This is a genomic window from Arthrobacter sp. AQ5-05, assembly GCF_003287975.1.
In the GTDB taxonomy this organism is placed as follows: Bacteria; Actinomycetota; Actinomycetes; order Actinomycetales; family Micrococcaceae; genus Paeniglutamicibacter.
Genome location: NZ_QMKQ01000019.1, coordinates 14,602 through 27,893, shown reverse-complemented (window position 1 = coordinate 27,893; position 13,292 = coordinate 14,602). Strand labels below are relative to the sequence as shown.

Here is a 13,292-nt window from a genome sequence, read left to right as displayed (position 1 = left end):
GATGCGTCGGTGCCGGCCTTTCGAGGTGGCTGCCCGCAGCGCCCCGCGGTGGCGGGGTCACCTGCGCGCTATCCGGAGGCAATGCTGGAAATGGGGGCGCGGCCCGGGCATCGATGCCCCGGCTGGAAAGCCCGGTGGGGTGGTGCGCCGGCGGGTCCGGGCGGTCGGTGGGACCGGTCCGGGCCCGCCGGGCGCGGGTGCCGCGAGGCGCTACTTCGAGGGCCAGCCGGCCTCGATCGCCTTGAGCACCGTCTCGGAATCCGAGCCGTTGATCCAGTCGATCATGCCCTTCCAGAAGGTGCCGGCCCCGACGGAACCGGGCATCAGGTCGGAGGCGTCGAAGCGGAACGTCGTCGCCGGGTCCTGCAGGATCTTCACTGCTTCCTGCAGCAACGGGTCGGACGCGTTGGCCGGGTCCAGGCCCTTGTTGGCCGAGAGCACCCCGCCGAGCTTCACCCGGGAGTTGGCCCACTCGGCGCTGGAGAGGTACTCCTGCACCTTCACCACCGACGGGTCGTCGCTGAAGGCACCGACGATCTCGCCGCCGCCGGTCACGGAGTTGCCCGCGCCGTCGATGGACGGGGTGACGAAGCCCCACACGTCCGCATCCGGGCCGACGGTGCCGCCGGCCTCGGTGATGAACCCGCTGAAGAACGACGCCTGGTGGTGCAGCGAGCAATCGCCCTTGACCAGGACATCGGCCACCGCACCGAACTCGGTGGCGTTGATGGAGGCCACGTCGCCGTAGCCGGCATTGACGTACTTCGGGTTTTTCAGGATCTTGCCGACCTCATCGAGCGCGGACTTGATCTTCGGGTCGGTGAACTTCACCTCGTTGTCGACCCACTGGTCGTAGACGTCCTTCCCGGACTGGCGCAGCACCAGGTCCTCGACCCAGTCGGTGCCCGGCCAGCCGGTGGCGTCCCCGGAGCCGAAGCCGGCGCACCAGGGGGCCTTGCCCTTGTCCTTCTCGATCTGCGCGGTCAGGTCCAGCAGCCCCTGCCAGGTGGTGGGGACCTCGTAGCCCTTGTCCTTGAATTCGGAGGGCGAGTACCAGATCCAGCCCTTGACGCTGGCCATCAGCGGGGCCCCGTACAGGGTGCCGTCGACGGTGCCGTACTTGGCCCAGTCCTCGGACCAGCCGGAGGCGACGTTGGCCTTGACTCCCTCGGGAGCCGGTTTGAGGAACCCGCGGGTGGCAAGGTCCCCCAGCAACCCGGGCTGCGGGAAGATCGCCAGGTCCGGGGCGTTGCCGCCCTGGGCGCGCACGGCGATCTGCGTCTCGAATTCCTTGGAGGACTCGTACTTGATCTTGATGTTGTTTTCCTTGGACCAGTCGGCCCAGGACTGCTCGAGCAGCTTGGCCTCGGCGTCGGCGATGGTGCCGTACAAGGTGACCTCTGCCTTGCCTGTCGCCGCACCGGATTCGGTGCCGGCGGCGCTGGATTCCGGGGCGCCCGGTCCCCCGCCGCAGGCGGTGAGCACCATGGCTGCAACCCCCAGGCCCGCCAGCGAGGCATACGCCTTTCCCCGTCGTGATGTTTTCATCATTCCTCCTGCTCGGCCGGGTGGCCGCGGCCACCCGGTTCGTTATAGGAAGGGGAAGCGGTGAGCCGTCGGCCGCGAGCGCCGCAAGGGGTGCCAGGCATCCAACGGGGGTGTGCCCCCATGGGAACGAGGCCTCCCCGGTCTGGACCACCGTGGTGTTCCCCCATGAAGGCGAAGGGCCTCCGCCCGCAAGGGACCGAAGCTCTCCTACTGCTCATCATGTAGAGCCGACACCCGTTTTTCAAGGGTTTGGGGCAACATGACGGTTTGAGCAATGACGAAGTGACTTGATCTTTTGGGTCGCACGAAGGGCCGTGGGGGCGGCCGGGCACTCCGTGGGGGCCGCGGGCGACACGGCCGGGATCCCCCGGGGCGCTTCACGCTCGGGGGAACCGGTGGCTAGGCTGGAGTAAGCCGGGCCTGCCGGAACGGAAGCAATGCGGCGCATGCTTGCGCCGGCATCCTACGCGGCGCCGAATCCGCCGCCAGAGAGATGGGAATCCAACACCATGCGTGAAGCCCTCGCCACCGGCGCCCCTTACCGTCGCCGTGATTTCAAGGCCGTGCTCTTTGACCTGGACGGGGTGCTGACCCCCACCGCCGAGGTCCATCGCGATGCCTGGGCGCAGCTCTTCAATGGCTTCTTCGCCGAGGCCGGCGTGACCCGCCCCTACACCGAGGACGACTACTTCGCGCTGGTCGACGGGCGCCCGCGGTACGAGGGGGTCGCCGCGGTGCTGGCTGATCGCGGGATCGAGCTTCCCTGGGGCCACGACACCGACGCGCCGGGCAGCACGAGCATCTGCGCGCTGGGAAACCGGAAGAACACGGTGTTCCGCGCGATCCTGCATTCGACCGGCATCGAGCCGTACCCCGGGTCGCTGGACTACCTTCGCCAGATCCAGGCCGCGGGGCTCGAGGTCGCCGTGGTTTCCTCCTCGCGCAACGCCGAGGAGGTGCTGGAAGCCGCGGGGCTGCGCGACGATTTCTCGGTGGTCATCGGGGGGCTGCAGGCCGCCGCGCGAAACCTGGCCGGCAAACCATCCCCGGACACCTTCCTGGCCGCGGCCAACGACCTGGGATGGTCGCCCAACGAGTGCGTGGTCGTCGAGGACGCGATCTCCGGGGTCCGGGCTGCCGCTGCAGGCGGCTTCGGGCTGGTGATCGGCGTGGGCAGGGACCAGCCGCACCAGGACCTGCGCGACGCCGGGGCCGACCTGGTGCTCGATGACCTGGATGAACTGGTCAACCAACGGGCCCGCGACGACTGGGAGCTGGACACCTGGTCCTACACCCGGGAGCATCCCCGTCCCATCGACCCGGCCGTGGAGCAGACGATCTTCTCGCTGGGCAACGGGTTCCTGGGGATGCGCGGGGACTCGCTGGGCATCGGGGAATGCACCGAGGGGATGTTCATCAACGGGTTGCACGAGACCTGGAAGATCCGCCACGCCGAATCCGCGTTCGGGCTCGCCGAGGCCGGGCAAACCATGGTCGCGGCGCCCGACGCGCGCACCGTGAGGGTCTACATCAACGACGAGGCCCTGGAGATCGGGCGCACCGAGATCCTCAAGGACGAGCTGCGGCTGGATTTCAAGGACGGCACACTGATCTCCGACACCCTCTGGCGCACCGCCGAGGGCCACCGGGTGATGGTGCGCACCCGGTCCATGGTCTCCTTCACCGAACGCCACCTGGCGCTGTTCCGCATCACCGTGCGGCTGCTCGATGCCCCCGCCCACGTCTTCGTGCAATCGGCGCTGATCGGCCAGTCCAATGCCCGGCCCATCCCCACCCCGGCCGAGTCCGACGCCGGGGAGGTGCCCTTCGACCCGCGCAAGTCCGAGCGCAGCGGCGAGGAGTCGCTGCTTTCCGGCGGGACCCGGGACAAGGACGGGATCTGCGCACTGAGCTACTACGTGCGCGGATCGAACATGTCGGTGGCCGCCGCGGTCTCCCACGTGACCCGCATCGCCGGGGAGACCACGGACTTCGTCGAGACCTCGACCGTCACCCCCGAGCGCGTCGAGCACACGGTTTCCGCCTACCTGGAGAAGGACGAGGCGCTGCACATCGACAAGTTCGCCTCCTTCCACTCCTCGCGGCGGCACGATGCGGCGGAGATGGTCAACCGGTGCGTGCGCGCGCTGAGCCACCTGGTCCCGCGCGGTGCGGACGAGCTGTTCTGGGCCCAGCGCGAGTTCCTCACGGTGTTCTGGGAGAACTCCGACGTGGTGGTGCACGCGGCGGATCCGCTGCTGCAGCGCGCCGTCCGCTGGAACCTGTTCGCGCTGGCGCAGGCCTCGGCCCGCTCGGACGGAATGGGGATCTCCGCCAAGGGGGTCTCGGGCAACGGGTATTCCGGGCACTACTTTTGGGACACCGAGATCTACGTGCTGCCGTTCCTCACGTACACCAACCCGCAGTGGGCGCGGAACGCGCTGCGTGCGCGGGTCTCGATGATCCCTGCGGCCCGGCGCCGGGCCGCGACGCTCAACGAGCACGGGATCCTCTTCCCGTGGCGCACCATCAACGGCGAGGAGGCCAGCGCCTACTACCCGGCCGGCACCGCGCAGTACCACATCAACGCGGACGTGGTGTATTCGCTGGCCCGCTACGTGGGGGCCAGCGGCGACACCGGGCTGCTGCTGGGGGGAGGCGCGGAAATCGTGGTGGAGACCGCCCGGCTGTGGAACTCGCTGGGGTTCTGGCGCGAGACCAGCAAGGGACGCAGCTTCCACATCCACGGGGTCACCGGCCCGGACGAGTACACCGCGGTGGTCAACGACAACACCTTCACCAACGTGATGGCGCGCTTCAACCTGACCTACGCGGTCGAGCTGATGGGCTACCTGGGGCGCGAATTCCCCGAGGACCACGCGCGCGTCGTCGAGAAACTGGGCATCGGGCAATCCGAGGTGCGGGACTGGTCCGATGCGGCGTCGGCAATGTTCATCCCGTTCTCCGAGTCGGTGGGCATCCACCCGCAGGACGCCGGGTTCCTGAACCGCGAGGTCTGGGACATGCCGGGCACCGGCCCGGAGCACCGGCCGCTGCTGCTGCACTTCCACCCGCTGGTGATCTACCGTTTCCAGGTGCTCAAGCAGGCGGACACGGTGCTGGCGCTGTGGCTGCGTTCCTCGGATTTCTCCGCGGAGCAAAAACGCGCCGACTTCGACTACTACGACCCGCTGACCACCGGGGATTCCACGCTCTCGGCCACGGTCCAGGCGATCCTCGCCGCGGAGGTCGGCTACCGGGATCTGGCCTTCGACTACTTCGAGCACGCACTGAACGTGGACCTGCTGAACCTGCACGGCAATGCGGCCGACGGGGTGCACGTGGCCTCCACCGGCGGGGTGTGGGCGGCGCTGGTCTACGGCTTTGCCGGGCTGCGCGACGACACCGGGGCCTGGCTCTTTGACCCGCGGCTGCCCGAGGACTGGGAGGGCCTGGAGTTCAATTTGCGTCGCAACGACTCCTCGGTGCACTTCCACCTCACGCCGCACACCTTCACCGCCTCGCTGCGGGCCGGGGACGACGAGGTGCACTTCTCGGTGCGCGGAGCCGCGCATGCGGTGTCCCCGCGGCACCCGGTGGTGTCCATCGAGCTGCACGGCCAGGGCCCGGTGCTTCAGGGCGAGCCGTCCATCGAGGCGGTCTTTGCGCTGCAGCGCGACGACGGCTCCCCGCTGACCTCCAGCATCAAGAAGCTGACCCACGAGGAGGAGCTGGCCAACGAGCCGCCCATCACCATCATCGGGTAGCTTGCCGGCGCAGCCCCGGCACAGCCCCGGCACGAAACCGGGGCACGAAAAACCGGGGCACGAAAAACCGGGCGGGACCCCCCAAGGGGGCCCGCCCGGTCCGTGTCGGCGGGGGGTGCCGGCCGCTAGCCGAGCTTGGAGTGGGTGGCCCCGCCGATGGCCTCGATATCCGTCGGCTCGGTGCCACGCACCTTGGCGATGGAACGCATCAGGTGGAAGACCACCAGCGTGGCGGCGGTGCCCAGCGCGATACCGCCGAAGTCCATGTTGCCGATCGACAGCACGTTGTCCCCGAAGAGCGCGATGGCGATGATCAGCCCGGTGCCGGCGGTCATCAGGTTGATCGGGTTGGAGAAATCGACCTTGTTCTGCACCCAGAGCCGGGCGCCGACGATGGCGATCATGCCGTAGAGCACGATGCCGGCGCCGCCGGCCACGCCGGCGGGGATGGTGTTGATCAGCACGCCGAACTTCGGGAGGAACGCCAGCGCGATGGCCACGGTGCCCGCGATCCAGTAGGCGGCCGTCGAGTAGACGCGCGAGGAGGCCATGACCCCGATGTTCTCCGCGTAGGTGGTGGTGCCCGAGCCGCCGCCGAACCCGGCGATCACGGTGGCGGCGCCGTCGGCCATCAGCGCCCGGCCGTTCACGTCGTCAAGCTCGCGCCCGGTCATCAGCGCCACGGTCTTCACGTGTCCCACGTTCTCGGCGATCAGCACGAACACCACCGGCAGGAACAGCGTCAGGGTGTCCAGGTGGAAGGCCGGTGCCGCGAAGTCGGGCAGGCCGAACCAGGCGGCCTGGCCGATGGCCGAGAAATCGACCTGGCCCTGCGCCCAGGCGGTGAGGTAGCCGCCGACGATGCCCAGCAGGATCGACAGGCGTCCGAGCATGCCGCGGAAGGCCACCGTGGTGACCACGATGGCCAGCACCGTGGCGAAGGTGGTCAGCGGAACCTCCGTGATCTTGTCCGTGGTGGTGGTGGCCAGGTTCAGCCCGATCAGCGCGACGATGGTGCCCATGACCACCGGCGGCATCAACGCGTGGATCCAGCCGGTGCCGGCCTTCTGCACGATGAGCCCCACGATGAACAGCGCGGCGCCGGCCATCACGATCCCGCCGAGGGCCCCGCCCATCCCGTGCGTGGCCATGGCCCCGGTGACGGGTGCGATGAACGCGAACGAGGAGCCCAGGTAGCTTGGCACCCGCCCGGCGGTGAGCAGCAGGAACAGCAGGGTGCCGACGCCGGTGAACAGCAGCGTGGTGGTGACCGGGAAGCCGGTGAGCGTGGGCACCAGGACGGTGGCGCCGAACATCGCCATGACGTGCTGGACGCCCACCGAGACGGTCTGCGGCCAGGCGAGGCGCTCGTCGGGGGCCACCACCGTTCCGGGGGAGATGGACTTGCCGTCGCCGTGCAGGCGCCAGCCGATGCCGAATCGGTTGCTCATGGGGTGGGGCCTTCCGGGAAGGGGCGGGAGTCGGGCGTCGGGGGCGCGCGGTGCACAGCGCAAAACCCCCTCGTGCATTTTACCCGCACGCCGCTCCCGGCAAGTCCCGCCCCCGCGCGCTTACCGGGCGGCCACCGGTTCACCGTGCCCAGCGGTCCGGGCGAGGCCGAGCCCCTCCGCGCGCTTGGTTCCGGCAGTCACCCCGGGGGCATCGGCAGCGGTCTGCGCGAAGAACGCCAGCTCATGGGCGCTGGATGCCTCGAACGCGCGCAACATCGCCGACCGGGTCCGGGCACCGGCGCCCGCGTGCACGGAGGCCACCAGGTCGATGGCCGCCGCGGTGGCGGCGTCGAACTCCGGGGAGGAATAGGTGGCCAGCCAGTCCGTGTACGGGTGGTGTTCGTGGTTGGCCGCTGCCAACCGGGTGCCGGTGTCCTGGTAGATCCAGAAGCAGGGCAGCAGGGCGGCGGCGAGCACCGCATAGTCGTCGGACGCGGCCAGCAGGTGGTTCAGGTACGCGGTGGTGGTCGCCGAGGGCTCCGGGACCCGCTCGTCGAGCCGCCCGCGGTGCAGCTTCAGCTCCTCCTCGAGGCAGCCGCTGGCGCTGGCCGCCCAGAAGCGCTGCGATTCGGTGTCCGGGGCCAGTTCCGCGGCCCGCGACATGCTGCGCGCATAGGTGCGCAGGTACAGGGCGTCCTGGCCCAGGTAGTCCTCGAAGTCCTCCCGGGCCAGTGACCCGTCCTTCAGCGCGCGGATGAACCCCAGTTCGTCGATGCCCGCGCGGATCGGTGAGATCCGCTCCCACCACTGCGCCAGCGGGTCGTGGGACTGCGCGGGACGGATTCCGTCCCAGAGCCCGGCGAAGTGGTTGATCGGGCCGTGCCCGGAGCCGACCGACAACTCGTCCGCGCGGGAGATCGCATCACTGAGCCAGGCCTTGGCGTGGCGCAGCGCCGTGCCCCAGTTCCCGGTGCGCGCGTAATACGTGGCCAGCGCGGCCGAGAGCGAGCAGCCGGTGCCGTGCGTGTTGCCCGTGGCATGGCGCTGGGATTCGACCTCCAGGAGCACCCCGTCGGCGTCGATGAGCGCGTCGCGGCAGCGCTCCGTGTCCAGGTGCCCGCCCTTGGCCAGCACCAGCACGTCGTATTCCGCCGCGAGCATGCGTGCCTGGGACACCGCGGAATCCCAGTCGACGGCCTCGGGACTGCGGGCCAGCACCGCCAGCTCGGGGATGTTGGGGGTGATCACGTCGGCATGGATAAAAAGCCGGCGCAGCGCCGCATCGGCGGCAGCATCCAGCAGCGAATCCCCGCTGGTGGCCACCATGACCGGGTCCAGGACCACGGCCGGCACGGCCGTGCCGGCGGCACCGCGGAGCTGCGCCAGCCAGCCGCCCAGCTCGTCGATGACCTGCGCATTAGCCAGCATCCCGATCTTGATCGCGTCGATGGAGATGTCCTCGGATATCGCGCGCAGCTGCTCGATGAGGAACCCGGCCGGGGGCACGTGCACGGCGCGCACGCCGCGGGTGTTTTGCGCGGTCAGCGCGCTGACCGCCGCCATCCCGTAGCCCCCGGCAGCGGCGATGGACTTCAGGTCGGCCTGGATACCGGCGCCCCCGGAGGGGTCGGATCCGGCGATGGACAGGATGTTCTTGGTGGAATTCATGGTGTTCATGGCGTTTCCCCTTCCCAGAGGCTGATCAGGTTGGCAGTTGCGGCGCGCGGGTCGTCGGCGGCGCAGATGGCCCGCACCACCGCCATCGAGGCGGCCCCGGAGGCCCGAACGGCAGGCACGTCGGTGGCGTCGAGCCCGCCGATGGCAACCACGGGTGCGTTGCCGCGGGCCACCGCGACCGCCAGGCCCTCGTAGCCCAGCGGCTCCGGGTGGTCCTTCTTCGTCGGGGTCGCATGCACGGCGCCGACACCCAGGTAGTCGATGGTGCCCGGGGCAAACGCGTTGAGTTCGTTGGCCGTGTCGATCTCCGCGTCGGTGGAGGCCGAAAGCCCCAGCACGGCGTGCGGCCCGATGAGCGTACGGGCCAGGTCGGCGGGGATGTCGGACTGTCCGATGTGCACGCCCTGCACGTCGGCGCCGGCGGCCCGGGCGGCCAGGTACACGTCGATGCGGTCGTTGACCAGCAGGGTTGCCCGCCCGGAGGTGTGCCTGGCGCAGGCCAGGACCCGGGCGGTGAATTCCCCGGACGGCAAGTCCTTGCAGCGCAACTGGATCGTGGTGACCCCGCCGGCCACCGCGGCGGCGGCGATGTCTTCGAGCGGGCGTCCGGCGGTGGAATTCGAGTCAAGGACCAGGTAGATTCCGGAGGCCATCAGGACAGCACCGCCGTGGCCGCGAGGTCGGCAGGGGCCAGTGCGTGCAGGGCGTCAAGGAAATGCACCGCGAAGCTTCCTGGCCCCGAACTGGCCGCCTGGGCCCGCTCGGCGGCGGCGGAGTAGAACGCGTGGGCCGCGACGGTGGCCAACAGCGGGTCCTGGGCCACGGGCAGGAAGGCCGCGCAGATCGCGCCGAGCGCGCACCCGCCGCCGGTCACCAGGGTGAGCATCTTGCTGCCGCCATGCACGTACACGGTGCGCGTTCCGTCGGTGACGAGGTCGGCCTCCCCGGAGACGGCCACGACGGCGCCGCTGCGCAGGGCCAGGGCCCTGGCCGCGGCCGCGGCGGAATCGACGGTGTCGATGGCCTCCACCCCGCGCCCGCCGGACCCGGCCTCGGCCAGCACCATGATCTCCGAGGCGTTCCCGCGGATCACCGTCGGGGTCAGGTCGCGCAGGCCCAGGGCGAAGTCGGTGCGCACGCGCAGCGACCCGACGGCCACCGGGTCCAGCACCCAGGCGGTGCCCCCGGCGTTGGCGGCGGCGACCGCCTCGGCCATGGCGGCGCGCTGCTCGGAATTGGGGGTGCCCAGATTCACCAGCACCGCGGAGGCCACGGACGCGAATCCGCCGGCCTCCCCGGGCACATCGGCCATCGCGGGGGAAGCCCCGGCGGCCAGCAGCACGTTGGCGGTGAAGTTGGTGACCACGGTGTTGGTCAACACCTGCACCAAGGGCGTGGAGGCGCGCAGCGCGCCCAGGGCACCGGCGAGCTCACCGGGTGAAAAAACAACTGAAGGCGCCATGGATCCCATGAGCAACATCCCTCCGCTAGTACGAACTAGATCAGGTTCTACGGGTCTTATCTCAGTCGGATCGCTGGCGCGCCGACACCCCGTGTCACTAGGCGCGAGCCTATCCCACCGCACGGGCGGGGCGTCAACTGCGCGTCGCGGCCTGTCGCGGCCAAGGCGCACGCCGTAGGCTCTAGGCATGGGCATCACCGAGAATCCGCATCCATCCACCGCGCCGCGCGAGTCGCGCGCGCTCAGCGAGCTCGAGCTCCCGCCGGTGGTGCCCGAATCAGCGGAAAACATCGTGGAGATCGTCGCCTCCATGCACGACGTGGTCGCCACCCGCTTGGCCCACCCGCGGCGCTTCCGCGCCTCCCAGCTCAAGGCCCTGGAGCGGATGCTGGAGGCGCACGAACAGGACTTCGTCGACGCGTTGGCCGATGACCTGGGCAAGAGCGGGGTCGAGGCGAAGATGACCGAGATCGACATGGTGCGCGCCGAAATCGACCACGCGCAGCTGCACCTCTCCGAATGGATGGAGTCCAAGGCGGTCAAGATCCCGCTCGCGCTGCACCCGGCGGCAGCCAAGATCGAGCCGCAGCCCCTGGGCGTGGTGCTGGTCATCGGCGCCTGGAACTATCCGCTGCAATTGATCCTCGCCCCGCTGGTCGCCGCCATTGCCGCCGGAAACGTCACGGTGCTCAAGCCCTCGGAGCTGGCCCCGGCCACCAGCGCGCTGCTGGGGCGGCTCGTCCCGCAATTCATGGACCGGCGGGCGTGCGCCGTGGTCCAGGGCGGCGCGTCGACCTCCAAGGTCCTGCTGGAACAACACTTTGACCACATCTTCTACACCGGCGGGGAGCGCGTGGGGAAGATCGTGGCCCGCGCGGCGGCCGAGCACCTGACCCCGGTGACCCTGGAACTCGGGGGCAAGTCCCCGGCCGTGGTCATGGACGGGTCCTCGGTGGCGGTGGCCCGCCGGCTGGCGTTCGGGAAGTTCATGAATGCCGGGCAGACCTGCGTGGCTCCGGACTACGTGCTGGCCGTCGGGGATGCGGCCCGGCACCTGGAAAAGCAGCTGTCCAAGGCCATCACCGGGTTCTACGGGAAGAACCCGCTGGCCAGCCGCGACTACGGGCGGATCGTGAACACCGCGCACTTCCAGCGACTGGTGGCCATGCTGGGCGACGGGGACGTGGTCATCGGCGGCGGGTACGACGAGGACACGCTGCAGATCGAACCGACGGTGATCACCAACATTCACCCGGATTCGTCCCTGCTGCGCGAAGAGATCTTCGGCCCGATCCTTCCGGTCATCGCGGTGGACAGCTTCGACGCCGCCGTGCGCTTCATCAACGCCCGTCCGACCCCGCTGGTCGCCTACCTGTTTTCCGAGAACCCGCGGCTGCAGTCGTCCTTCGGGGACCAGGTGCGTGCCGGGGCCATCGTGCACAACGCACCGAGCCTGCATCTGGCCGTCCCCTCGCTCCCGTTCGGGGGCGTGGGAGCCTCCGGCATGGGTGCATACCACGGGCGGCATGGGTTCGAGCGGCTCTCGCAGATGCGCGCGGTGATGGGCAAGACCACGGTGGTGGACACGCTCAAGGCCGTCTATCCGCCCTACACCTGGGCGAAGTCAAAGATCATCAAGCGCATGATGTAGATATGCCCATGCGCGCATATTCATGGGTTGTTGCCATGGTTGCGGGGCGGGCCCGGCGATGGCCGCGCCCGCCCCGCAACACCGGGCTCAGCCCAGGACGGTGTCGACGATGGTCTTGGCCTCGTCCTGCACCCGGGCCAGGTGCTCGGTGCCCAGGAACGACTCGGCGTAGATCTTGTACTTGTCCTCGGTGCCCGAGGGACGCGCGGCGAACCAGGCGTTTTGGGTGGTGACCTTCAGCCCGCCGATCTTCGCCCCGTTTCCCGGTGCTGTGGTCAGCCGCGCGGTGATCTTCTCCCCGGCCAGCGAATCGGCGGTGACGTCGGTGGCGGAGAGGTTGGCCAGGCGGGCCTTCTGGGCCCGGTCCGCGACGGCGTCCAGGCGCGCGTAGCTGGGGGCCCCGTGCTCGGCGGCCAGCGCGGCGTAGTGCTTCGACGGGGTGGAGCCGGTGACCGCGGTGATCTCGCTGGCCAGCAGCGCGAGCAGGATCCCGTCCTTGTCGGTGGTCCAGGTTCGCCCGTCACGGCGCAGGAACGAGGCTCCGGCCGATTCCTCGCCACCGAAGGCGCCGGTGCCATCCAGCAGGCCAGGCACGAACCACTTGAAGCCCACCGGGACCTCCACCAGGGTGCGGCCAAGCTTGGCGGCCACCCGGTCGATCATCGAGGAGGAGACCAGGGTCTTGCCGATCCCGGTGTCCTTGGACCAGCCGGTGCGGTGGGTGTAGAGGTATTCGATGGCCACGGCCAGGAAATGGTTGGGGTTCATCAGCCCGGCGTCCGGGGTGACAATGCCGTGGCGGTCGGCGTCGGCGTCGTTGCCCGTGGAGATGTCGTAGGCGTTGCGCGCGGCGACCAGCGAGGCCATCGCGTGGGCCGAGGAACAATCCATGCGGATCTTCCCGTCGGTGTCCAGGGTCATGAACGCAAAGCGCGGGTCCACCCCGGGGTTCACCACGGTCAGGTCCAGCTTGTGCCGCTCGGCGATCGCCCCCCAGTAGTCCACCGCGGCCCCGCCCATCGGGTCCGCGCCGATGCGCAGGCCCGCGGCGCGGATCGCGTCGAGGTCAAGCACCGAGGGCAGGTCGTCGACGTAGGAGGCGAGGAAATCGAAGGAACCGATCTTGCCATTCAGGCGGGCTGCGCCCAGCGAGGTGCGCTTGACCCCGTCCAGCTTGGCCTCCAGCAGCTCGTTGGCGCGGTTGGCGATCCAGGAGGTGGCATCGGTGTCGGCCGGTCCGCCGTGCGGGGGGTTGTACTTCAGCCCGCCGTCGGCCGGCGGGTTGTGCGAGGGGGTGATGATGATGCCGTCGGCGCGCGGGGCCGAGGGGTCGGCGTTGTGCCTCAGGATCGCGTGGCTCAGCGCGGGGGTGGGGGTCCAGCCGTTGCGCGCGTCCGCCAGGACCGGCACGTCGTTGCCGGCCAGCACCTCCAGCACCGTGTCCTGGGCGGGGTCCGAGAGCGCGTGGGTGTCCTTGCCGACAAACAGCGGGCCGGTGATGCCCGCGCCGCGCCGGTATTCGACGATCGCCTGGGTGACGGCGGCGATGTGGTCCTCGTTGAAGGAGCCGTTGGTGGAGGTGCCGCGGTGCCCGGAGGTGCCGAAGGCCACGCGCTGGGCGGGGTCGGACGGATCCGGGTGGATGTCGAAGTACGCGTCGCGCACCGCTGAAAGGTCGATCAGGTCTTGGGGCAGTGCCGGGGTCCCGGCGCGAGGATGGGCCATGGCACCAGTTT

8 protein-coding genes and 1 riboswitch are annotated in these 13,292 nt (G+C 69.7%); of the genes, 2 read left to right on the top strand and 6 right to left on the bottom strand.

The window, feature by feature from the left end; genetic code table 11:
- Positions 1-210: 210 nt before the first annotated feature.
- Positions 211-1,548: an ABC transporter substrate-binding protein gene (locus tag DQ353_RS15125; RefSeq protein WP_113763772.1), complete on the bottom strand. Its 1,338-nt coding sequence runs from the start codon at positions 1,546-1,548 to the stop codon at positions 211-213.
- Positions 1,549-2,057: 509 nt separating this feature from the next.
- Between DQ353_RS15125 and DQ353_RS15120 the strand changes: the two genes are divergently transcribed.
- Positions 2,058-5,315: an HAD-IA family hydrolase gene (locus DQ353_RS15120; protein ID WP_113763770.1), complete on the top strand. Its 3,258-nt coding sequence runs from the start codon at positions 2,058-2,060 to the stop codon at positions 5,313-5,315.
- 125 nt (positions 5,316-5,440) lie between these two features.
- Here the strand turns inward: DQ353_RS15120 and DQ353_RS15115 are convergent, their stop codons facing one another.
- The 4 genes from DQ353_RS15115 to thiM all read right to left on the bottom strand — a co-directional run bounded on the left by DQ353_RS15115 (position 5,441) and on the right by thiM (position 9,914).
- The gene (locus DQ353_RS15115; RefSeq protein ID WP_113763675.1) at positions 5,441-6,766 is read right to left on the bottom strand and encodes a uracil-xanthine permease family protein; all 1,326 of its coding nucleotides are present in this window, start codon (positions 6,764-6,766) and stop codon (positions 5,441-5,443) included.
- A gap of 120 nt (positions 6,767-6,886) precedes the next feature.
- Positions 6,887-8,443 (bottom strand): bifunctional hydroxymethylpyrimidine kinase/phosphomethylpyrimidine kinase, encoded by a 1,557-nt coding sequence (locus DQ353_RS15110; protein WP_113763673.1) that lies wholly within the window; start codon positions 8,441-8,443, stop codon positions 6,887-6,889.
- Entirely contained in the window at positions 8,440-9,096 is a 657-nt protein-coding gene (thiE, locus tag DQ353_RS15105; RefSeq protein WP_113763671.1) for a thiamine phosphate synthase, read from the bottom strand. The genes DQ353_RS15110 and thiE overlap by 4 nt, the downstream gene beginning before the upstream one ends.
- Positions 9,096-9,914, bottom strand: coding sequence for a hydroxyethylthiazole kinase (gene thiM, locus DQ353_RS15100; protein ID WP_113763669.1), 819 nt, complete (start codon positions 9,912-9,914; stop codon positions 9,096-9,098). Before thiM ends, thiE begins: the two co-directional genes overlap by 1 nt.
- A riboswitch (TPP riboswitch) is annotated at positions 9,906-10,007 on the bottom strand. It overlaps the preceding gene by 9 nt.
- Positions 10,008-10,092: 85 nt before the next feature.
- On the opposite strand from thiM, the gene DQ353_RS15095 reads away from it, so the two are divergent.
- Positions 10,093-11,556 (top strand): aldehyde dehydrogenase family protein, encoded by a 1,464-nt coding sequence (locus DQ353_RS15095; protein WP_113763667.1) that lies wholly within the window; start codon positions 10,093-10,095, stop codon positions 11,554-11,556.
- A gap of 87 nt (positions 11,557-11,643) precedes the next feature.
- Here the strand turns inward: DQ353_RS15095 and pgm are convergent, their stop codons facing one another.
- Complete coding sequence (gene pgm / locus DQ353_RS15090) at positions 11,644-13,281, bottom strand: phosphoglucomutase (alpha-D-glucose-1,6-bisphosphate-dependent) (protein ID WP_113763665.1); 1,638 nt, start codon at positions 13,279-13,281, stop codon at positions 11,644-11,646.
- Between the last annotated feature and the right edge of the window lie 11 nt (positions 13,282-13,292).

Bases quoted from the DNA above. Each gene is read 5' to 3' on its own strand.
- DQ353_RS15125 (WP_113763772.1), bottom strand. From the start codon at position 1,548: ATGAAAACATCACGACGGGGAAAGGCGTATGCCTCGCTGGCGGGCCTG.
- DQ353_RS15120 (WP_113763770.1), top strand. From the start codon at position 2,058: ATGCGTGAAGCCCTCGCCACCGGCGCCCCTTACCGTCGCCGTGATTTC.
- DQ353_RS15115 (WP_113763675.1), bottom strand. From the start codon at position 6,766: ATGAGCAACCGATTCGGCATCGGCTGGCGCCTGCACGGCGACGGCAAG.
- DQ353_RS15110 (WP_113763673.1), bottom strand. From the start codon at position 8,443: ATGAACACCATGAATTCCACCAAGAACATCCTGTCCATCGCCGGATCC.
- thiE (WP_113763671.1), bottom strand. From the start codon at position 9,096: ATGGCCTCCGGAATCTACCTGGTCCTTGACTCGAATTCCACCGCCGGA.
- thiM (WP_113763669.1), bottom strand. From the start codon at position 9,914: ATGGGATCCATGGCGCCTTCAGTTGTTTTTTCACCCGGTGAGCTCGCC.
- DQ353_RS15095 (WP_113763667.1), top strand. From the start codon at position 10,093: ATGGGCATCACCGAGAATCCGCATCCATCCACCGCGCCGCGCGAGTCG.
- pgm (WP_113763665.1), bottom strand. From the start codon at position 13,281: ATGGCCCATCCTCGCGCCGGGACCCCGGCACTGCCCCAAGACCTGATC.